This window comes from Actinoplanes sp. NBRC 103695, from assembly GCF_030269485.1.
In the GTDB taxonomy this organism is placed as follows: Bacteria; Actinomycetota; Actinomycetes; order Mycobacteriales; family Micromonosporaceae; genus Actinoplanes.
The window spans coordinates 195,970-216,377 of the sequence record NZ_BSTL01000015.1; the positions used below are offsets into that span (position 1 = coordinate 195,970).

The 20,408-nt window shown below is 70.6% G+C and carries 18 protein-coding genes; 9 read left to right on the top strand and 9 right to left on the bottom strand.

All coding sequences use genetic code 11. The features are described from left to right. Positions 1–218 precede the first annotated feature (218 nt). A complete protein-coding gene (locus QSK31_RS27245) occupies positions 219–1,019 on the top strand; it encodes an HAD family hydrolase (RefSeq protein WP_285687199.1) in 801 nt (266 codons plus the stop codon). A 710-nt stretch (positions 1,020–1,729) separates the two neighbouring features. On the opposite strand, the gene QSK31_RS27250 is transcribed toward QSK31_RS27245, so the two are convergent. Then, positions 1,730–2,218, bottom strand: coding sequence for a PH domain-containing protein (locus QSK31_RS27250; RefSeq protein ID WP_285687201.1), 489 nt, complete (start codon positions 2,216–2,218; stop codon positions 1,730–1,732). A gap of 83 nt (positions 2,219–2,301) precedes the next feature. Beyond that, a complete protein-coding gene (locus QSK31_RS27255; RefSeq protein ID WP_285687202.1) occupies positions 2,302–3,039 on the bottom strand; it encodes a Fic family protein in 738 nt (245 codons plus the stop codon). A gap of 197 nt (positions 3,040–3,236) precedes the next feature. Here QSK31_RS27255 and acs point away from each other — a divergent pair, with 197 nt between their 5' ends. The 3 genes from acs to QSK31_RS27270 all read left to right on the top strand — a co-directional run bounded on the left by acs (position 3,237) and on the right by QSK31_RS27270 (position 8,626). Then, the gene (acs, locus tag QSK31_RS27260) at positions 3,237–5,243 is read left to right on the top strand and encodes an acetate--CoA ligase (RefSeq protein WP_285687203.1); all 2,007 of its coding nucleotides are present in this window, start codon (positions 3,237–3,239) and stop codon (positions 5,241–5,243) included. A gap of 114 nt (positions 5,244–5,357) precedes the next feature. Further along, positions 5,358–7,643: an immune inhibitor A domain-containing protein gene (locus tag QSK31_RS27265; RefSeq protein ID WP_502873021.1), complete on the top strand. Its 2,286-nt coding sequence runs from the start codon at positions 5,358–5,360 to the stop codon at positions 7,641–7,643. Between the two features lie 56 nt (positions 7,644–7,699). After that, positions 7,700–8,626, top strand: a complete 927-nt coding sequence (locus tag QSK31_RS27270) for an alpha/beta fold hydrolase (protein ID WP_285687206.1) — start codon at positions 7,700–7,702, stop codon at positions 8,624–8,626. Between the two features lie 4 nt (positions 8,627–8,630). Here the strand turns inward: QSK31_RS27270 and QSK31_RS27275 are convergent, their stop codons facing one another. The 4 genes from QSK31_RS27275 to QSK31_RS27290 all read right to left on the bottom strand — a co-directional run bounded on the left by QSK31_RS27275 (position 8,631) and on the right by QSK31_RS27290 (position 13,013). Next, positions 8,631–8,996, bottom strand: a complete 366-nt coding sequence (locus tag QSK31_RS27275) for a UCP033725 family protein (RefSeq protein ID WP_285687210.1) — start codon at positions 8,994–8,996, stop codon at positions 8,631–8,633. After that, positions 8,993–12,166, bottom strand: a complete 3,174-nt coding sequence (locus QSK31_RS27280) for an SseB family protein (RefSeq protein WP_285687211.1) — start codon at positions 12,164–12,166, stop codon at positions 8,993–8,995. The genes QSK31_RS27275 and QSK31_RS27280 overlap by 4 nt, the downstream gene beginning before the upstream one ends. Positions 12,167–12,411: 245 nt before the next feature. Next, on the bottom strand, positions 12,412–12,705 hold the full coding sequence (locus QSK31_RS27285) for a WXG100 family type VII secretion target (protein WP_285687212.1): 294 nt from the start codon (positions 12,703–12,705) through the stop codon (positions 12,412–12,414). Between the two features lie 14 nt (positions 12,706–12,719). Continuing rightward, positions 12,720–13,013 (bottom strand): WXG100 family type VII secretion target, encoded by a 294-nt coding sequence (locus QSK31_RS27290; RefSeq protein WP_352244501.1) that lies wholly within the window; start codon positions 13,011–13,013, stop codon positions 12,720–12,722. Here QSK31_RS27290 and QSK31_RS27295 point away from each other — a divergent pair. From QSK31_RS27295 to rarD, 4 genes are all read left to right on the top strand, one after another. Further along, on the top strand, positions 12,958–13,233 hold the full coding sequence (locus tag QSK31_RS27295) for a hypothetical protein (protein WP_285687337.1): 276 nt from the start codon (positions 12,958–12,960) through the stop codon (positions 13,231–13,233). The two genes, QSK31_RS27290 and QSK31_RS27295, sit on opposite strands and share 56 nt — an antisense overlap. Before the next feature lie 151 nt (positions 13,234–13,384). After that, entirely contained in the window at positions 13,385–15,250 is a 1,866-nt protein-coding gene (locus QSK31_RS27300) for a type VII secretion protein EccE (protein WP_285687215.1), read from the top strand. Positions 15,251–15,331: 81 nt separating this feature from the next. After that, positions 15,332–15,721 carry a phage holin family protein gene (locus QSK31_RS27305; RefSeq protein WP_285687218.1) on the top strand — a complete coding sequence of 130 codons (390 nt, stop codon included), beginning with the start codon at positions 15,332–15,334 and terminating at the stop codon, positions 15,719–15,721. 272 nt (positions 15,722–15,993) lie between these two features. After that, complete coding sequence (gene rarD, locus QSK31_RS27310) at positions 15,994–16,953, top strand: EamA family transporter RarD (RefSeq protein ID WP_285687220.1); 960 nt, start codon at positions 15,994–15,996, stop codon at positions 16,951–16,953. A 34-nt stretch (positions 16,954–16,987) separates the two neighbouring features. On the opposite strand, the gene QSK31_RS27315 is transcribed toward rarD, so the two are convergent. The 3 genes from QSK31_RS27315 to QSK31_RS27325 all read right to left on the bottom strand — a co-directional run bounded on the left by QSK31_RS27315 (position 16,988) and on the right by QSK31_RS27325 (position 19,072). Further along, positions 16,988–17,701, bottom strand: coding sequence for an anti-sigma factor family protein (locus tag QSK31_RS27315; protein WP_285687222.1), 714 nt, complete (start codon positions 17,699–17,701; stop codon positions 16,988–16,990). After that, the gene (locus tag QSK31_RS27320) at positions 17,698–18,213 is read right to left on the bottom strand and encodes a sigma-70 family RNA polymerase sigma factor (protein WP_285687224.1); all 516 of its coding nucleotides are present in this window, start codon (positions 18,211–18,213) and stop codon (positions 17,698–17,700) included. Before QSK31_RS27320 ends, QSK31_RS27315 begins: the two co-directional genes overlap by 4 nt. Before the next feature lie 61 nt (positions 18,214–18,274). Then, positions 18,275–19,072 carry an IclR family transcriptional regulator gene (locus tag QSK31_RS27325; protein ID WP_285687226.1) on the bottom strand — a complete coding sequence of 266 codons (798 nt, stop codon included), beginning with the start codon at positions 19,070–19,072 and terminating at the stop codon, positions 18,275–18,277. Positions 19,073–19,224: 152 nt separating this feature from the next. Between QSK31_RS27325 and QSK31_RS27330 the strand changes: the two genes are divergently transcribed. Then, positions 19,225–20,406, top strand: coding sequence for an MFS transporter (locus QSK31_RS27330; RefSeq protein WP_285687228.1), 1,182 nt, complete (start codon positions 19,225–19,227; stop codon positions 20,404–20,406). Positions 20,407–20,408: the final 2 nt, after the last annotated feature.

Consider the following 20,408-nt stretch of genomic DNA (forward strand, 5'->3'; position numbering starts at 1 on the left):
CAACCCGGTGATCGCGGGGGGCGCAACCACCGAGAGCCCAGGGTGGGAATGCAACATGAATCTCTGTCGCAACACAAGTCTGCCTCAGTCCAAGCCGACCGTCGAGTACCCCGCGTAATCAACTCCCCCGTTCTGGCCGTTTTCTTTCCGTCACCTGGCGTGATGGCGGGCACGGCGGGTCTGCAGCCGGGTGCGGCGAGCCGTTACACTTTCGGCCCGTGGGGCGCAGCGCCGCGTTTTTCGACCTCGACAAGACCGTCATCGCCAAGTCCAGTGCACTGGCCTTCGGACGGCCTTTCTATCGTGATGGCCTGATCAGCCGTCAGGACGTCGTGAAAAGCGCCTACGCGCAGCTGATGTTCCGGCTGGGCGGCACCGATGATCAGACGATGGCCCGCACCCGCGACTACCTCGCCGCGCTGTGCAAGGGCTGGCGCGTCGAGCAGGTGCGCCAGATCGTCGCCGAGACCCTCGAAGAGCTCATCAATCCGTACGTCTACGCCGAAGCCGCCACACTCATCGGCGAGCACCAGGCGGCCGGCCGCGACGTGGTCCTGGTCTCCGCCTCGGGCGAGGAGATGGTCCGCCCGATCGGCGCGTTGCTGGGCATCACGGACATCATCGCCACCCGCATGGGGGTCGTCGACGGCCGTTACAGCGGCGAGATCGAGTTCTACGCGGCCGGAGAGCACAAGGCTGACGGCGTACGCGAGATGGCCGAGAACCGCGGCTACGACCTGGCGGAGTGTTACGCCTACTCGGATTCGAGCAGTGACCTTCCGCTGCTCGAGGTGGTCGGCCACCCCAGCGCGGTGAACCCGAGCCGCACCCTGCGCCGCGTCGCCGTCGAGCATTCGTGGCCGGTCCTGGAGTTCCGTCACCCGATCCCGCTGGGGCGCCGGCTCCGGGAGCGGCCCGCCGTCCCGGTCGCGGCCGCCGCCCTGGGTGTCGGGGTCGGCGTGGCGATCGGTCTGGCCATCTACGGGCGCCACCGCAGGGCCCGCGCCGCCGCCGTCTGAGGAACCGCAAGGCGGGCGCCGCCGCCGTCCGAGGAAAACGCAAGGCCCGCGCCGCCGCCTGAAGAAACGCAAGGCCCGCGCCGCCATCTCATGACGCACCGCCACCGCGCGGCGTGTGCCGCCGCCCGAGCAAAGCAAGGCCCGCGCCGCCACCTTCCGAGGGATCGCCACGCGCCTGTGGATAACGTCGAAAACTGTCGGTCGTCGGCGCTACGTTGGCGCCCTCCCAGTTCCGGGGCGGGGGTGGCGGCGGGGCCGCGAGCGACAAATGAAGATGACGAAAGTGTCTGACTGATTGCGGAAAGTCCAACTTTGGTGGCTGAACCCATGGCGATCAAGGGCGGTCGGGCGTAGAAAGAACGAGCGGGAGATGAGAGATCGGATCCCGTGCACGGCCGCCGGGAACCCACGCGCGATCAGCCACGGCAGGCACGTTGCGGCGGGACCTCGGCCACCACGAGTCGCGAGGCTCGGGCGGCCTCAGGACTGTCGACAACGACCCAGGTGCACGCTTGATATCCCGGTCCGGACGCGCGAAAGGACGGCGCCTTTCGAGGCGCCGTTCTTCACGTCCAGGGACAGAAGCGCCCAGGAACAGAAACGTCCAGGGACAGAAACCTCCAGGGACGAAAACGCCCGGGGACAGAAACGGCTGGGAGCAGAAACGGCCGGGCCCAGCCACGACCGGTCGGGTGTGGACCAGCCAAGCGTCAGGCGTTGACCGCGGCCAGGTGCCGATTGCGCAGTTCGTGATAGACGGCGCGGAAGAGCTTCGGCCGGGAGTGGAAGTCGACACCCTGCGCCCAGAGCTCGGTGTTGACCGTGGTGCCGTCGGGCCGTTCGATCAGCACGGTCATGCCGCTCTCGATCTCCCACGGGCCGAGCCGGTGCGTCGCCTTGTGCAGCTTCACGTGGGCGATCTCCCGCCAGGTCAGCGTGCGTGACCGCAGCAGCCCGCGGATCAACAGGCCACGCGAGCTGACGTAGGCGCCCATCTGCAGGATCCGCCAGGAGCCGAGCACCCACGCCACGGCCAGGATCGACGCCATCACCCGGATGCCGTGCCAGTTCAGGTCGAATGCGTCGGTGCTGGTCCAGCCCAGCAGCCCGAGCGCGATCGCCTCCCAGCCGATGACGATCCAGCGGCCGGTGCCGGGCGTGTACGGACGGACCCAGGCGTCGGACTCGGCGAGGTTCACGGGCGCAAGTATGCCAACGACACGCGCGACGGCCCCGAAATCGACGCACATCGCCACCATCCGGGTGAGGTGACTCTAGGCTGTTAGGCCGCCGCGAGCACCCCATCACCAACCGTGATCAATTCGTCGGCGCCTGCTTCCACGGCTGCCGCGTAGTGCCTCAGCCAGGAACGGAGCCCGTCCGGCGTCCCTGTGGCGTAGGCGCCGGACGCTCCCACGTACTCGGGCTCACGAAGACGGTGACCGACGTCGGCCGCGACCAGACCGCGGGGGTCGAAACTGCGCCCGATCAGGGTGAGACGCGCCGCGGCCCGGGCCACCACCCCGGCCGGGCCGGCGAACGGGCGCAGCGTGAGCAGCTCGGCGTGCACCACGGCGGCCAGCAGCATCGGCGGCGTGGTCCACGCGGAGTTGCCGACGACCAGTCCCGACAGCGCGTCGATGCGGTCCGCGGCGCTCGACGGACGGCCGAGTTCCACCTCGGGCACGACCCCGCGGGCGGCGAGCACGTGCAGCCGGGCCAGCGCCTGCCGCGGCGCCTGGAGCCAGAGGTCGGCGAGGTCGGCGGAGAAGATGCGCAGTGCGCCTTGGACGATCGGGTCGGTCACCGTTCCGGCGCGTACGTCCTCCAGGTCGTACGCGTGACCCTCGAGACCTGCCGAGGCCACCGCCGAGCGCAAGCTGATCTCGGCCGCGACCCGACCGCCGTGCCGGCGCAGCGCACGATGCCGCATGGCGTCGTCGACCTTGGCCTGAGCGGCGGAGAAGGCGGATGCGACATCGGCGAGATCGAGCAGGGGCGCTAGCGGATCGGTAGGCACCGCACTACGGTAACGGGCCCCGGAGGATGCGCCGATGGGCTCGTTTACGGCAAGATCCGAGCAGTAACACGCAGCGGGACGTCAACCGGCGCGCATTGCCGACCGCAGAGCGCGCTACCCGCCGCAACCCTCGCCGGGCCCGCCCGGCGCAACTAATGTCGTCAGAAAGCCCCGGTCACGGCATAGGAGCCGCACTCATGAGCAAGAGCCTGGAGAACCTGTACTCGGAGACGCGGCAGTTCCCGCCGCCGGAGGCGCTGGCCGCGGACGCCAACGTCAAAGCCGACGCGTACGACCGGGCCGCCGCGGATCGCATCGGCTTCTGGGAGGAACAGGCCCGCCGGCTCACCTGGGCCAAGGAGTGGGACCAGGCGGTCGACTGGTCCAACCCGCCGTTCGCGAAGTGGTTCCTCGGCGGCGAGCTGAACATCGCCTACAACTGCGTCGACCGGCACGTCGAGGCCGGCAACGGCGACAAGGTCGCGATCCACTGGGAGGGCGAGCCGGAGGGCGACACCCGCACCATCACGTACGCCGGCCTGCTGAAAAGCGTCAGCCAGGCGGCGAACACGCTGACCGAGCTGGGTGTCGGCGCGGGCGACCGGGTGGCGATCTACCTGCCGATGATCCCGGAGGCCGCGGTCGCGATGCTGGCCTGCGCCCGGGTCGGCGCCACGCACAGTGTCGTCTTCGGCGGCTTCTCGGTGGACGCGCTGTCCACCCGCATCCAGGACGCCGACGCCAAGCTGGTGATCACCGCGGACGGCGGGTACCGGCGCGGCAAGCCGTCGGCGCTCAAGCCCACCGTGGACGAGGCCGTGGCGCAGTGCCCGAGCATCGAGCACGTGCTGGTCGTCCGGCGCACCGGCGAGGACGTGACCTGGGGCGAGAAGGACCTGTGGTGGCACGAGACCGTCGAGCAGGCCAGCCCGGAGCACGAGGCCCAGCCGTTCGACAGTGAGCACCCCCTCTTCATTCTCTACACCTCGGGTACGACCGGGAAGCCGAAGGGCATCCTGCACACCACCGGCGGCTACCTGACCCAGGCGTCGTACACGCATCACGCCGTCTTCGACCTCAAGCCGGAGACCGACGTCTACTGGTGCACCGCCGACATCGGCTGGGTCACTGGGCACTCCTACATCGTCTACGGCCCGCTCTCCAACGGCGCCACCCAGGTGATGTACGAGGGCACGCCGGACACCCCGCACAAGGGCCGCTTCTGGGACATCGTCGACAAGTACAAGGTGTCCATCATGTACACCGCGCCGACGCTGATCCGCACCATGATGAAGTGGGGCGACGACATCCCGGCGAAGTACGACCTGTCCTCGCTGCGGGTGCTGGGCAGCGTGGGCGAGCCGATCAACCCCGAGGCCTGGATGTGGTACCGGGAGAACGTCGGCCGGGAGAAGAGCCCGATCGTGGACACCTGGTGGCAGACCGAGACCGGCGCGATCATGATCTCGCCGCTGCCCGGCGTCACCGCGGCCAAGCCCGGCTCGGCGATGAAGGCGCTGCCCGGCATCGCCGCCGACGTGGTCGACGACACGGCCGAGCCGGTGCCCAACGGCGGCGGCGGCTTCCTGGTGCTTACCGAGCCGTGGCCGTCGATGCTGCGCGGCATCTGGGGCGACGAGAAACGGTTCATCGACACCTATTGGTCGCGCTTCGGAGCCGGCAGCGGCAGCGGCAGCGGCAGCGGCAGCGGCGACAAGTGGATCTACTTCGCTGGTGACGGCGCCAAGAAGGACGACGACGGCGACCTCTGGCTGCTCGGCCGGGTCGACGACGTCATGCTGATCTCCGGGCACAACATCTCCACCACCGAGGTGGAGTCGGCGCTGGTGTCGCACCCGTCGGTGGCCGAGGCGGCGGTGGTCGGCGCGACCGACCCGACGACCGGTCAGGCGATCGTGGCGTTCACCATCCCGCGCGGCAACGTGGACACCGAGGGTGACGCCGGCGAGGAGCTGATCAAGGAGCTGCGCAACCACGTGGCGAAGAAGCTCGGGCCGATCGCCAAGCCCCGGCAGATCATGCTGGTGCCGGAACTGCCGAAGACCCGGTCCGGGAAGATCATGCGGCGCCTGCTCAAGGACGTGGCCGAGCGCCGCTCGCTGGGTGACGTGACCACCCTGCAGGACTCCGCCGTGATGGACCTCATCTCGTCCGGGATGAAAGATCGCAAGTCGGAGGACTGACCCTCTTCTCCTTATCGATGCATGCGCATACGTTGACTGGGATCCCCGATCGGGGATCCCAGTCAACGGAGGTTTCAAGTGCGCAGAGTGGTCGCTGGACTGCTTGGCGCCGCGATGGTCACCAGCGTCGGCGTATCCCTGCCGTCGGTGGCCCTGGCGGCACCGCCCGAGACGCCGGCCGCAGCCGGCAAGCGGACCGGGAGTGACGAGTTACCGAACCCTGCCGAGGAGAAGCGCCGCGAGTCGCGGCAAGACGCCGTCAACGGCATCCTCAAGGGGAAGATAAAGGCGGAGAAGCGCGGCGCCAGCAGGGTCGCGAAACTCGCCGACGGCGAGTATGTCGAGCTCGCGCGGGAGAAGACCGACAAGATCTTCGTGATCCTCGCCGAGTTCGGCAACGAACGGCATCCGGACTTCCCCGATGTGGACAGCGATCCGGCGACGATCGGCCCGGCCACCTTCGACGGGCCGCTGCACAACGCGATCCCGGCGCCCAACCGCGCGGTCGACAACCGGACCGTCTGGCAGGCCGACTACAACCGCGACCACTTCCAGCAGATGTACTTCGGCACCGGGGCGAACGTCGAGTCGCTGAAGACCTACTACGAGGCGCAGTCCTCCGGGCGCTACAGCGTCGACGGCGAGGTCAGCGACTGGGTCAAGGTGCGCTACAACGAGGCCCGCTACGGCCGCGACTGCGACATCAACGGCCTGTGCACCGACGAGTTCATGTGGCAGCTGGTCAAGGACGCCGCCAACCAGTGGATCGCCGACCAGCGGGCGGCCGGGCGCACCGACGCCCAGATCAAGACCGACCTCGCCTCGTACGACCAGTGGGACCGGTACGACTACGACCACGACGGGAACTTCAACGAGCCGGACGGCTACCTCGACCACTTCCAGATCGTGCACGCCGGCGGCGACCAGGCCGACGGCGATCGCCAGCAGGGCGAGGACGCCATCTGGTCGCACCGCTGGTTCGCGTTCCAGAACGACCGCGGCAGCGTCGGCCCGGCCGGCAACCCGTACGGCGGCACCCAGGTCGGCGACACCGGCTTCTGGATCGGCGACTACACCGTCCAGCCGGAGAACGGCGGCCTGAGCGTCTTCGCCCACGAGTACGGCCACGACCTCGGCCTGCCCGACGACTACGACACCTCCGGCGGCCTGAACAACAACAGCGAGTTCTGGACGCTGATGGCCCAGAGCCGTCTCAGCGACACCGGCGAGGCGCTCGGCACCCGGCCCGGCGACCTCGGCGCCTGGAACAAGCTGCAGCTCGGCTGGCTGGACTACGAGCTCGTGGTGGCCGGTCAGAAGAAGACGCTGACCCTCGGCCCACAGGAGTACAACACCGATCAGGCCCAGGCGGCGGTCGTCGTGCTGCCGGACATCCAGAAGACCACCCAGGTGGGCGCACCGTTCGCGGGCGCCAGGCAGTGGTTCTCCGGCAACGACGACAACCTGAACACCACGCTCAGCAAGTCGGTCGATCTGACCGGCGCCACCAGCGCGTCCTTCGACCTCAAGGGTCGCTTCGCGATCGAGAGGTGCTGCGACTTCCTGTACGCCGAGGCGTCCACCGACAACCGGACCTGGACGGCTCTCGACGGCACGGTCAACGGGCAGCCGTTCCCCCGGACCACCGCGGGCAAGCCGGTGCTGACCGGCACGCAGGCCGCCTGGGCGGACATCTCGGTGCCACTGACCGCGTACGCCGGTCAGCGGGTCCAGTTGCGGCTGCGCTACTCCTCCGATCAGGGCGGCAACCCCGGCGGCTTCTTCGGTGACGACCTGACCATCAAGGTGAACGGCACGGTGCAGTCCACCGACGGCGCCGAGGGCACGGCGACCTGGGCGGCCACCGGCTTCTCCACGATCGGCTCGTCGGTCACCAAGGCGTACGACAACTTCTACATCGCGGGCAACCGCACCTACACGTCGTACGACAAGTACCTGAAAACCGGTCCGTACAACTTCGGCTGGGCCGCGGACCGGCCGCTGTTCACCGAGCACTTCGCCTACCAGCAGGGCCTGCTGATCTCGTACGCCAACTCGTTCTGGCGGGACAACCAGGTCAACGTGCACCCGGGCGAGGGCCGCAACCTGATCATCGACTCGCACCCGCAGGCGATCTACAACATCGACGGCCTCCCGTGGCGCTCCCGCGTCATGCTGTACGACGCGCCGTTCGGGCTCACCAAGGCCGACTCGATGACGCTGCACGTCAACGGCAAAGCCTCGCTGATCCGGGGCAAGGCCGGTGTGCCGCTGTTCGACGACACGCGTTCCTACTTCGACCCGGCCATCCCGTACGCCGGGGTGAAGCTGCCCGCGACCGGCGTCAAGATCCGCGTCGTGGAGCAGACCGGAACGTCGGTCAAGATCCGCGTCAGCTGACATCTCTCCGCTACGCGCCCGGACGCTCAGGCACCCGGGCGCGTAGCCTTCTCCCCATGGGATCGCAGGTCGACGACTCGTCCGTGCTGATCGAGGGCCCCTGGACCCACCGGTTCGTCGGTGCCAACGGCAGCCGGTTCCACGTGGTCGAGGCCGGCACCGGCCCGCTCGTGCTCTTCCTGCACGGCTTCCCGGAGTTCTGGTGGGCCTGGCACGACATCATGACCGAGGTGGCCGGCGCGGGCTTCCGGGCCGTCGCGATCGACCTGCGCGGTTACGGCGCGAGCGACAAACCCCCCAGGGGGTACGACGGATACACGATGGCCGCGGACGTCACCGGCCTGATCCGGGCGCTGGGCGAGCGTTCGGCGATGATCGTCGGGGCGGGTGCGGGCGGCATGATCGGCTGGGCGGCCGCCGCCTTCCACCCCACGATGGTCAGCCGGATGGTCGTGCTCGGCGCGGCCCACCCGCTGCGGCTGCGCGCCGCGCTCTTCGTCGACCCACGCGGCCAGTTCGCCGCCACCGCGCCGATCCTCAAGTTCCAGGTGCCGCGCTACGAGCACGTGCTCACCAAGGACGACGCCGCCGAGGTCGGTGAGCTGATGACGAGGTGGGGCGGCCCGGCGTGGACGTCCACCCCCGAGTACGCCGACTACGTCGCCAAGTGCCGGATGGCCATGCAGATCCCGCAGGCGGCGTTCTGCGCGCTCGAGGCGTACCGCTGGGTGTTCCGGTCGACGTTGCGGCTACAGGGCTACCGGTTCGTCAAGGCGATGCAGAAACCCCTGACCACGCCCACGCTGCACCTGCACGGGTCGCTGGACACCGCGGTGCTGCCGCGCACGGCACAGGGCTCGGGGCGTTACGTGGTCGCGCCGTACGAGTGGCGGCTGATCCAGGGCGCCGGGCATTTCCTCCACCGGGAGGCCGCGTCGCTGGTCACGGGCGAGATTCTGCGCTGGATGAAGGCCGGCGCCTGAGCGCTCAGACCCGGTGCTCGTAAAGGTCGGTGACCTCGTGCTGCGGCGCCCACCCCTGGTAGACGCCGTAGTCGAACTCCTCCAGGCCCAGCTGCCGGGCGATCGGGGCACGGCCACCGGTGTACTCCACCCGCAGCCACTGCTCCGACTCGGCGAGCACGATGAACGGCTGGCCGCGCCACGTGCAGGTGGTGCGCACGTAGATCAGTTCCTCGAACTCGTGCGGCTGCAGCGCGCGGACGAAACGCCCCGGCCGCACCTCCTCGAAGCCGTCGCCCGGCTCCGGCGCGTAGATCCGCACGTCGTCGCCGTCCGGGGCGGCCTCGTACTCCCGCCCCTGCCAGTTGACCACGTAGCCGTCACGCATCACCGATCACCGACCTTGCGCCACTGCGGTGCGTCGGCGTCGAAGATCGCGACCATCTTCTCGGTGCCGTCCGCATCGATCCGCCACAGCTGCGCGCCGTGCGGCAGCCGGACACTGTCCACCTTGAACTCCGCGATCACGTCGCGGCCCTCGCCCGGGGCGAAACCGTTGCCCCGGAAGGGTGGCCGCTCGATCACCCAGCCGTCCATCGCCCGCAGCGCCTGCTCGCTCTGGCCGCCGTAGGGGATCCGGTACAGGCTCGGCCGGTACGCGGGCCAGCGCAGCACGTGCGCCTCCTGGGCGTCCGGCGAGAACGACGAGCTCTCGTTGATCAGTCCCAGCGCGGCGTACAGCTCGCCCGGCGTCCGCAGGTGCTCGACCTCGTTGGCCCGGTGCACGAAACCGGCGACCCGGTCGTACCCGCGCTCCAGGTAGAAGTCGACCTGACCGGCGGGCACCGCCTTCTGCATGACGGTGGCGTGCTGAGCGGCGTCGCTGGCCCGCTGCGGCACCGGCGCGGGCTTCTCCGCCCGTTCCTCCGGCTCGGCGCCCAGGCCGGCCTCGGCCGCCCAGCTGGCCAGCGCGATGACCTGCGGTCCGGGGTATTTCGCGCCGACCGGCGACTCCGGGTTGACCGCGAACGACCAGCTCGGGTCGGGCCAGTTGCGGATCAGATCGAGGAACTTGGCCGGGGCCGTCCGCACCGGCTGATCGTGGTGCTCGGACAGCCGGTCCCGGCTGGTGAACACGACCAGGTAGGGGCCGCCGTCCATCTCCTCGGTGCGGAAGACGAAGCCCGGCTCGCCCGGCGTGCTGCCCGGCCGCGAGTTGTCGGCCACCGGCACCAGCACGGTGGCCAGCAGCAGCGTCGACAGGAACGAGTCGGTGCTGCCACCTTCGGCCGCCGCGTACAGGTCACGCTCGACGGTGTTCGCCGGGGTGAAGTCGATCGGCCGCGCGGGCGCGCCGCCGACCGGCGGAACCTCGGGACGCGCCGCCGCGGCCGGGACCTCGGGGCGGGACATCGCGGCCGGCGCCTCGGAGCGAGGCGTCGCCGTCGGAGCCTCGGAACGAGGTGCCGCGGGTTGCGTGGCGAACTGGGCGGGCTGGGCGGACTGCGCGGCGAACTGGGCGGGCTGCGCGGCGAACGGGGCACGGGCCGGATGGCCGGCGTCGGCGCCCGGGGTGCCGGGCACGACCGGCGGTGCGAAGCTCGGACGGGCGGTCTCGGCGGGCGGCGGCGTGCGGGTGCCGCTCAAGGCCTGCGCGGCGGCCGCCATGCTCGGCGGGGTCTCACCGGGCTGCCGGCGCGGCAGGCCCTCGGGAACGTCCGACGTGGACGGTGCGGCGCCGATGTGCTCGGGTACGGGCGGAGTCTGCGCCATCGGCGTCCGGGTGGGCAGCGGGGCGCGCAGATCCTGCAGAGGCGGCAGGGCGCCACCCTCTCGAGCGGGCGGACCGCTGGCCGGGATCGCACTGGACGGCGCGGCGCTGACCGGGCCGCCGCTCGTGGGCGCGTTGCGCGCGCTCGTGGGCGCATCGCGCGTGGGAAGGGCACCACCAGCCGCGCCGCGGGTGGGCAGCGCGCCGCCGGGCGGGTTGGAACCCATCGGGCTACGGGTGGGCAGCCCGCCGCCTGCCGGATCGGCGCCCATCGGGCTGCGGTTGGTGGCCGGTCCGCTGCTCAGCGGTGTCGAGGGAGCACCCGGAGCCGAGTTCGGCGGCACACCGGGCGCGCTGTAGGCGGCCGGAACCGCAGGACCGGAATCCGCCGGTCCGCCCGCCGCGCCGGGCGCCGAACCCCGGCCGTAGCCGCCGGGCTCGAATCCGCTCCCGGCCGTACCGGTCGGCATCGTGCTCGACTGCGGCACTCGGGACGGCAGGCCGCTGGGCAGAACCCCGCCCGGTGTCCGGATCGGAAGACCGCCCGGACCGATCTGTCCGGGCTGACCGGCGGCGCCCCGTTCGCCGGGCTTCGACGCGGGCCCCGCACTCGCCGGAGACGAAGTCGGCGCCGCGCTCGGTGTCGCGCTCGGCGTCGCACTCGGCGTCGCACTCGGTGTCGCGCTCGGCGAGCTGAAGGTCGGCGAGCTGAAGGTCGGGCGGCCCGCGCTCGGCGGCGCGGAGCTGGGAGCGGCGCTCATCGGGGCCGACGCGGTGCTGGGGGGTGCGCTCGCCGGGGCCGGAGCGGCACTCGGGGGCGCGCTCGCCGGAGCCGGAGCGGTGCGTGCCGAGGGTGAGGCAGGAGCCGCGCTGGCGGGAGCCGAGGACACGGGCGCCACCGGGCTGCCGGGCGCACCACCCATGCGCGTGCCGGAGACGCCGCTGCTCAGGCCGGCGGGGGTCCCGGCTGAAGGCGCCACGCCGCCACCGGCCGTGCTCGGCAGCCGGTTCCCGAAGGCGGCCGCCGCGCCCGGCGTCCGCTTCTGGTCCGATGCGGCCGGGAAGGCTGATCTGTGTTCCGCCGCCGGCGGGAAGGACGGCTGCTGCGGCCCGGACGGGAAGGACGGCTTCTGCTCGGCTCCGGGCGGGAACGCACCGCTGCCAGGCCGGAACCCGGCGTCGGCCGCACCGGGCAGACCACCGCCCGGCAGGCCACCGCCGGGCAGGCCACCGCCGGGCAGGCCACCGCCGGGCAGGCCACCACTGGGCGCACCGGCCATCGCACCCGCGCCGGACGGCCCACCGGTCGGCGCCATCGGCCCGCCCTGCTGACCGGAACCGCCCCTGCCACCGATCGTGGCACCGGCCAGGTCCTGCGTCTCACGTCCCGGCCCGCGCTTGGGCAGGCGCACGTCGCCGCGCGACAGCTGCGCCACGAACCAGGCGGGAAGGTAACCCTCGATCGGCAACCCCGGGTTGACGGCCAGCCACCACTCGAGGTTGGGCCACGTCTCGGCGAGCTCGGCGTACGCCACCCGCCTCGCGGAGCCGGTGTAGTCGGCCAGACAGGCCTGCAAGGCCGACGGCGAGGTGAACGCGAGCACATGCGTACGCCCGCCGGTGCTCCACGTGCCCCAGCCGAGCGGCGCAAGACCTGCCAGAGCGTCCGCGGAGACGGGCAGGAGCAGGTCGACACCGGCGAGGATGCGGAAGTAGGACTCCTGGTCGTCTGTGCGCAAGGCGTCACGCATCGAACGCTCGGCGTCCGTCGCCGGCTCCCACTCGGACACGTTCACTCTCCCAACGCGCGCGAACGAGACCATCTCAACGCGTACAACCTACAAGGTCAGGCGACGATCACAATGGGCGGCAGCGGGCAGACAACCAAGTCGGGTGTATACCGACGCCACAATGCCCGCTCTAGTCACTCTACGACCCAAAACTGTCACTTAAGGTAGCCGCACCGAGGGTTTCAGGCAATGGACAGACCGCGGCCGGGACCACCCTCGTCGGATGTGCCCCGGCCGCCGGTCGATCACGAGAAGCGGTTGGTCGCCCGCGTCTCCGTGTCCTTGTAGTTGACAGAGGCCTGGTCGACCGCGTTCTTGATCGACTGCAGGATCTGCTTGAGGTCGTTCGCCGAGTTCGTCCAGGTGATCTGGCGCTGGTCGTAGGCGGCCTGCGCCTGACCGCTCCAGGTGCCGTTCAGCTTCTTGCCCAGGCTGTCGAGCTCGGCAAGGTCGTTGTCCAGCTTGTTGACCGCGGACTGGATTTGCTGGCTCGCGGTGTCCAGCTTCGCCCAGTTGACGAGAAGCACTCCGTCGTTCATCAGATCTCCTCGTCTCAGAGCGGCAGCGTGTAGCCGCTGTTGCCGGTCTTGGTAACCGTTGCCGCCGCGTCGGCGTCGGTGGTGTCGTAGTTCGTGCCCGACTCACGCATGGCCGTCGCGGTCTCGGTGAGCGCCTTGCTGAGCGTCTTGAGGTCGACGTCGTACTGCTGGCGAACCTCCTGGAACTTGCCCGCGGCGATGCCCTTCCAGCCGGACTGCAGGTCGATCAGCTGGCCCATCAGAGTGTTCAACATGGACTGGATCGACTGGTTGGTGCTGTCGAATTTGTTGGCGGTATCCGCCATCATCTGTGACTGTGCTTCCGTCTGGGCCACCCCGGACGTCACCCCGCTTTCTCGTCTCGGTCATCTGACGGCCCGGCCGGCGCGTCCAAGCTGGACCGCAACCGAACCAGGCACATCGATGCGCAATTCCCAGGTTAACCCCTCTGGTCGAGCCGTGGGGGGCACGCCTGAGCTGCTCATCGATGCTTTCCGAAGCCCGACGGTAGCCCCGGCCGGGCAATGACGAAACCCCGGTTACTCAAACTGTGGACAACCGTCGCCCTGTGGATAACTCGGGCCGCGAACCCGCCCCCTGCGAGACTGGTCCGCGCCATACGATGTGGCGCGAGGAAAACACGACGGCAGATATGTCGATCTCGAAAGGCGGCGCGCGGGTGACAGCGGAATTGACCGGCGGCCGCGACTATCCCGGTTTCAGCGCGGGCATTCCGGCACAAAACCATCCACGTGTACGCCCGCAGCGGCGCGGCCGCATCCTCGGCATGCGCACCGGCCAGCTGGTCGGCACCCAGATCGCCCTCGTGCTGCTGATCGTCGGCGCCGTCCTGGGCCCGATCCCGCTGGCCGGCGCCGTGATGCTCGCGGTCGTCCTGCTGGCCGTCACCTGGCTGCGGCTGCGGGGCCGGTGGGCGTTCGAGTGGATCGGCATCGGCCTGCGCTACTCCGGGCGGCCGCACACCGTCGCCCTGGACAGCTCGCCGACCGCGGTCCTGCAGTTCGCGGTGCCCGGCGCGCGGATCGAGCCGACCGAGCTGGCCGGCGACATCGCCGCGGTGATCCTCGACGGCCGCGGGATCACCGCGATCCTCGAGCTCGGCGACCCGGCCGGCCTGCTCGCCGAGGACATCTTCCGGCTGCCCACCCCGGCGTCGCTGCTGCCCGCCGCCAGCGCCGAGCACCCGCCGTGCCGCGTGCAGATGCTCTTCACGGGCGTGCCCGCCCCGTCGGTGCGGGCCGGCAACGGCACTCCGGGCAACTCGTACCGTCAGCTCACCGAGGGCCGTCTGCTCGGTCACGCCCGCGCACTGATCGCCGTCCGCGTCCTGCACGCCGAGGGCTGGTCGGAGGAGGACCTGCGGCGCTCGCTCTCCGGGCTGGTCCGCAAGATCCCGCGCCGGCTGGGCGACGTGCCGGCCCGGCCGCTGGGTGAGGCGGCCGCGCTCCGGGTGATCGGCGAACTGGCCCACGACGACGCCATCGGCCCGGCCCAGGAGACGTGGCCCGGCCTGCGGATCGGCGGGCTGGCCCAGGCGACGTACCGGCTCCGGCGCTGGCCCGACCTGACCACCGAGACCGGGCAGCGGATGATCGGCCGGATGCTGTCGCTGCCCGCCGCGGCCACCACGGTCGCACTGACCGCGGGTCCGCGGAACGAGAGTGGCGCGCCGTCGGTCACCGTCGACCTGACCATCCGGCTGGCCGCCCCCGACCAGCCCACCCTCGGCATCGCCGCGCAGGCGTTGCGCAAGCTGGTCGCCGCGGAACGAGGTTCCGTGCGCCGGCTGGACGGCGAGCACCTGGAGGGCTTCGCGGCCACGCTGCCGCTGGGTGGGGGTCCGCTGGTCGAGGTGCCCGGCCGCCCCGCCGACGGTGCGCTGCCGCCGACCGTGATGGACGGCCTCGACCTCAGCGTCGCCGCGGCCGGTCTGATGGTCGGCCGCAACCGTGGCGGCGAGCCGGTGGTCGCCCGGATGTTCCGGCCCGAGCAGACCAGGGCGCTGCTGGTCGGCGGCGTCCGCTGCGCGCAGCTGGTCGCGCTGCGGGCCATGGCGCTGGGCGCCCGCGTGGTCGTCCAGACGGCACGGCCGCAGGCGTGGGAGCCGTTCGTGCGAGGCGCGGCCGTCCCCGGCGAGGCGATCGCCGTGGTGCCGCCCGGGCGTGCGGTGGAGATCCCGCCCGGTTCGTCCCTGCACCCGCTGCTCGTCGTCGTCGACGTCGGCCCGGTGGGCGCCGACCCGCGCCCCGGCTCCGGGTGGCAGGCGACGCTGGTGGTGCGCGACGACTTCAGCCCCGCGGACGTCGACGTGGCGTCGCGGGCCGACCTGCTGATCGTCCAGCCGTTGCGCCCCGACGAGGCCAACCTGGTGGGCACCGCGATCGGCCTGGGCGAGACCGCCCAGTGGCTGACCCGCATCCGCCCCGACATGGTCGGCCTCATCAACCGCCGCGCGGTCCGCTGGGCCATGCTGGCGCAGACCCCGATCGAGGCCCAGCTGATCGGCCCACCCGGCCGCGGCTGACCCGCCGGCGACCCATAGACACCCGCGAGATCACGGGGTGTCGGCTGGACCGCTGGCGTGATCGTGGCACCATCCGGAGCCATGGGCATCCTCATCCGGCTCGTGATCACGGCGGTGTCGCTCTGGATCGCGACCATTCTGATCGACGGCATCGCGCTGACCACCGACTCCCTGCCCGGCAAGGTCGGGACGCTACTCGCGGTGGCCGTGATCTTCGGGCTGGTCAACGGCATCCTCCGGCCGATCATCAAGTCGATCGGCTGCGGCTTCTACGTCCTCACGCTGGGCCTCATCGCGATCGTCGTCAACGGCCTGCTGTTCCTGCTGACCAGCTGGATCGCCGGCCAGTTCGACCTGCCCTTCCACGTCGACGACTTCTGGCCTTCGGCCGTCCTAGGCGCCCTCCTGGTCGGCGTAGTCAGCTGGCTCCTCAACGCCTTGGTCCCCGACGGCCGCGACAGCAACGACTGACCTCAGAGTTAACCGCTGACCTCCGGGTTAACCGCTGACCTCCGGGTTAACCGCGCCCACCCGCATTTCGCCCGCTGATGAGCTGGGTGCCGAAAAGGACAAGGCGCAGCCGTAGTTCTTTTCGGTGCCCAGCTCATCAGCTCCTCGGGGCGAAATGCCCCGCCGAGCGAAGCGAGGCCATTCAGCTCAGCCGAGCGAAGCGAGGCCATTCAGCTCAGTGAGCTGAGACATATGCAAGGAGCAATAGGCGGCACGGCCCTTACCGTGGGGGTATGAGCGAGGAGCGGCGGGGATACCTGTACGGGCTGGGCGCCTACGTTCTCTGGGGCTTCTTTCCGATCTACTTCAAGCTGCTCCAGCCGTCGTCGCCGTTCGAGATTCTGGCGCATCGGGTGGTCTGGTCGGTCGTGTTCGTGGCGCTCGTGCTCGCCGTGATGCGCAACTGGCGCTTCCTGCGGCAGCTGGCCCGGGACCGGCGCCGGCTGCTCGGCGTGGTGGCGGCGGGGGTGCTGATCGGCGTCAACTGGGGCACCTACATCGTCGGGGTCAACTCGTCGCGGGTGGTGGAGACGGCCCTGGGCTACTTCATCACGCCGCTGGTGGTGGTCCTGCTCGGTGTCACGGTCATGCGGGAGCGGCTGCGCGTCTGGCAGTGGGTGGCCGTCGGGATCGGTGCGGTCGCCGTGGCGGTGCTGACCATCGACTACGGGCACCTGCCGTACATCGCGCTGATGCTCGCGGCCAGTTTCGGCTCGTACAGCCTGATCAAGAAGCGTCTGGGTCTGCCGCCGGCCGAGGGCATGTTCGTCGAGTCGGCCGTGCTCGCCGTCCCCGCGCTGGGTTACCTGGCCTGGCTCAATCTGACCGCCGACGGCACCGTGGGGCACGTTTCGGCGCTGCACACCGTACTCATCGTGCTCTCCGGGGTTGCCACCGTGATCCCGCTGATGCTGTTCGCGGGCGCGGCCAACCGGGTGCCGCTCGTCGGGCTCGGCATCCTTCAATACGTGGCGCCGATCATCCAGCTCGCCGTCGGTGTGCTGATCTACCACGAGCCGATGCCGGCTGCCCGCCTCGCCGGGTTCGCGCTGGTCTGGACGGCGCTGATGGTCTTCACCGTGGACGGGCTCCGCGGCGCCCGGCGGTCGGCCAAGGAGCGGCGCGCCAAGAGGGCGACGGCCGACCCGACGGCCGCCACCGTCGAACCGGCCGTCGCCCTACCGCCACGCTGACAAGGCCTGAAGGCCCGGAGCCGGAAAGGCCTCGTCAGGGGACGTCGTAGGCGAGCAGCACCTTGCCGTCACCGCGTACCAGCTCGAGGCGGGACAGGCTCCCGTCCCCGATGAACGTGTTGCCGCTCATCGTGAACTCCTTGCCCGGCGACGCCGTCCAGGACCCCAGCTGGTCCTCCTCGTCGTCGGCGCCGTGCGCCACCAGCTTCACCGTGTACGGCTTCAGGTCGGGCGAGTTCTTGTTGTAGACACACTTCAGGTCGATCTTCGAGCCGCCGGGGGCGTCGGTCACGCCGACATCCGCGGTCAGCGCGATGCCGTCGGCGACCTGGCTCATCGCGTGCATCGCCACGGTCTGCCCCGGCGGGGTCGGGGTGGTGGTGCCACTCATCAGGAACATCGCGCCGACGCCGACGATCAGGGCGAGCACGGCTGCCGCCAGGGCGGTGCTCAGCACACGTACGCGGCCCTTCTTGCGCTCCTTGCGCCTGGTCCGCTGCGCGGCGGACACCAGGTGCGTGGACCGGCTGGGCGGGGGCGGGGCCGGCATCGTCAGGGACGGATCGAGGAGCTTGGCGAAGTCCTCCGGATCCAACCTGCCGAGCAGGCCGGGCAGCACCGCGATGTCCGCGACCGCCTCCCGGCAGAACGAACAGGTCGCCAGGTGCCGCTCGTAAGCGGCACGTTCGGCCGGCGACAGGGCACCGAGGACGTACGCGCCGTCATCGTGCTCGTGGTCGCACCTCATCCCGTCACCCCCATCTCGTTCAACGCCATCCTCAGTGACCGCAGCGCGTAGTGCGTGCGTGATTTGACCGTTCCCGGTGGCACACCCAGTCGTGCGGCCGCCTCGGCCACCGAGTGTCCCCTGTAGAAACACTCGATCAGTACGTCGCGGTGCTGCTGGGACAGCCTCGCCAATGCTTCTGCCACGGTCCACGCCTCAACTGCTCGATCGGCCTCGTCCGTGTCCGGCGGTGGTTCCGGCAGCACGTCGGTCATCACCTCGCCCACCCGCACCGACCGGCGTCGCCAGGCGTCGATGGCCAGGTTTCGCGCGGTGGTGAACAGCCATGACCGCACCGCACCACGTTCCGGGTCCAGCGCCTCGGGATACCGCCACGCCCGGAGCAGAGTTTCCTGCACCAGATCCTCCGCCTGCTGCCGGTCTCCTCCGGCCAGCCGGACGGCGTGGGCGTACAGAGCATCCCCGTGTTCGTCCTGCAGAGCGCGAAGCAGTTCGGCATCCTGATCGTTCAAGAACCAGCCCTCCCTCGCGTTCCACCCGTTCTTACGTGTGGAGCGAGGGAGCGGTTCAAACTCAGGCGGTCGCGGCGTCGCCACCCGACGACAGCGCCTCGGCGACGTTGCGCGCGGCCGCCGTCAGCTTCGCCCGAACCACCCGGGCCGAGGTCAGCATCTCCGCCGCGGGCAGCGAGCACGCCAGCACCAGTCGGCGTTCCATGTCCCGGTCGGCGATCACGGTCACGGCGGCACAGGCCACGCCCTGCCGGAACTGGCCCATCTCGAGTTGCATGCCGCGTCGCTCGCCCGCCGCCAGGTCGGCCTCGAGCGCCTCGGCTGTGGTGAGCGTCGCCGGGGTGAACGGTCGCATGCCGTAGTCGCGCAGGTACCGCGCCCGCTGGTCGGCGGTCAGCGTGGCCAGCAGCGCCTTGCCCAGCGCGGTCGCGTGGCCACCCTCGTCGAAGCCGGGCGACAGGTCGTCCATGAACGGCGACCGCGCGCCGTCGGCCGCCGCGGTCACCGCTATCCGGCCGCCGACGAACCGGCCCAGATAGTGGCTGTACCCGGAGTCGACCGCGGCCCGGCGCAGCGCCTCGCCCACGGCCGGCGGTCCACGGAACGCGGACACCAACTCGCGGTAGCGGTCGGCGATCTCCAGCCCCACGATGTAGGTGCCGTCCTCGCGACGGATCACGTAGCCCTCGTAGGCCAGGGTCCGAACAAGGTGATAGGTCGTCGCGACGGTGAGTTCACACCGCCGGGCGATCTGTTTCACGGTGAGTCCGCGCGGAGCCCGACCCACCGACTCGAGCACGCGCAGGGCGCGTGACACGCTCCGGATGAGGTCTGACGGCTCCGCCAGAGGGTCGCGCACGGTCACCTCCGACGCCGGGGACTTACACCATATGAATAATCTTCCCCCGACGGAATGCCAAAAGCGTGTGGATCGTGGTCGATTTGCACGAGCCGTGTGGTCCTTCCCACTGAGCGTGCCTGGATGCATGACGCAGGCTTAGTCTGCGACCGATGGCACAACCGATCACCTCCCCGGTCACCCGCAGGCCAGTGCGCGCCGCGACGGGTGCGTTGACCACCACGATCGCCGTCTCCATCCCGGTTTTCCTGGTCGGCGGCCTGGCCGTGCAGATCGGCGACGACCTCGGCTTCTCCCCCGCCGGCCTCGGCTTGGCGGTGTCCGCCTACTTCGGCGCCAGCGCGCTCGCCTCGGTACCGGCCGGGTGGCTCGCGGAGAAGTTCGGTTCCACGAACGTGTCGCGGTTCGCCATCGGGCTGGCATGTGCGGCCCTGATCGCCGTCGCTCTCGGTGCACGAAACCTGTGGAGCCTGATCGCGATCCTGGCACTCGGCGCCGCCGCCAACGCCATGGGTCAGCTGGCCAGCAACAGCAGCCTGGCCGAGCATGTGCCGCCGCGCCGGCAGGGCCTGTCGTTCGGGGTGAAGCAGGCGGCCATCCCGGTTTCCACGCTGCTGGCCGGGGCGGCCGTGCCCGCCGTCGCGCTGACGGTGGGCTGGCGCTGGGCGTTCGTGCTCGCCGCCGTTCTGGCCGCCGGGGCGCTCACGCTCGTACCCCGATCAAACGGACCCCAGCGCAAGTCGCGCGCCGAGGCCGGCGACCGCGCCACCTCGGCGCTGGTCGTGATCGGCGTGGCGGCAACGCTCGCGGCGGCCGCGGCCAACGCGCTGGGGACCTTCCTCGTGGACTCGGCCGTGGAGCGCGGCATCGCCCCCGGCCTGGCCGGCCTGGCGCTCACCCTCGGCGGCGCCGTCTGCGCGGCCTCCCGGATCACCGGCGGCTGGCAGGCCGACCGCTTCCCCACGCGCCAGGTCGGGGTGATCGCCGGATTGCTGGCCACCGGCGCGATCGGCCTCGGGCTGCTCGCCGTTTCCGGAACGGTGCCGCTGGTGATCGGCGTGGTGATGGGATTCGGGCTGGGCTGGAGCTGGCCCGGGCTGATGAACTTCGCGGTGGTCCGGCTCCACTCGCAGGCGCCGGCCGCTGCCACCTCGATCACGCAGACCGGGGTGTACGCCGGGGGCTGCCTGGGCCCGCTCGGCCTCGGCTCGATCGCCTCCGTGTCGGGTTACCCGGCAATGTGGACGGTGGCGGCCGTCCTGATGCTGTGCGCCTCGGGCCTGATGCTGGTCGGCAGCCGGATGCTCGCCCGGCACGGCGCGAAACAGATCTAGCT

Bases quoted from the DNA above. Each gene is read 5' to 3' on its own strand.
- QSK31_RS27270 (WP_285687206.1), top strand. From the start codon at position 7,700: ATGGGATCGCAGGTCGACGACTCGTCCGTGCTGATCGAGGGCCCCTGG.
- QSK31_RS27265 (WP_502873021.1), top strand. From the start codon at position 5,358: ATGGTCACCAGCGTCGGCGTATCCCTGCCGTCGGTGGCCCTGGCGGCA.
- QSK31_RS27330 (WP_285687228.1), top strand. From the start codon at position 19,225: ATGGCACAACCGATCACCTCCCCGGTCACCCGCAGGCCAGTGCGCGCC.
- acs (WP_285687203.1), top strand. From the start codon at position 3,237: ATGAGCAAGAGCCTGGAGAACCTGTACTCGGAGACGCGGCAGTTCCCG.
- rarD (WP_285687220.1), top strand. From the start codon at position 15,994: ATGAGCGAGGAGCGGCGGGGATACCTGTACGGGCTGGGCGCCTACGTT.
- QSK31_RS27305 (WP_285687218.1), top strand. From the start codon at position 15,332: ATGGGCATCCTCATCCGGCTCGTGATCACGGCGGTGTCGCTCTGGATC.
- QSK31_RS27315 (WP_285687222.1), bottom strand. From the start codon at position 17,701: ATGAGGTGCGACCACGAGCACGATGACGGCGCGTACGTCCTCGGTGCC.
- QSK31_RS27295 (WP_285687337.1), top strand. From the start codon at position 12,958: ATGGACTGGATCGACTGGTTGGTGCTGTCGAATTTGTTGGCGGTATCC.
- QSK31_RS27290 (WP_352244501.1), bottom strand. From the start codon at position 13,013: ATGATGGCGGATACCGCCAACAAATTCGACAGCACCAACCAGTCGATC.
- QSK31_RS27285 (WP_285687212.1), bottom strand. From the start codon at position 12,705: ATGAACGACGGAGTGCTTCTCGTCAACTGGGCGAAGCTGGACACCGCG.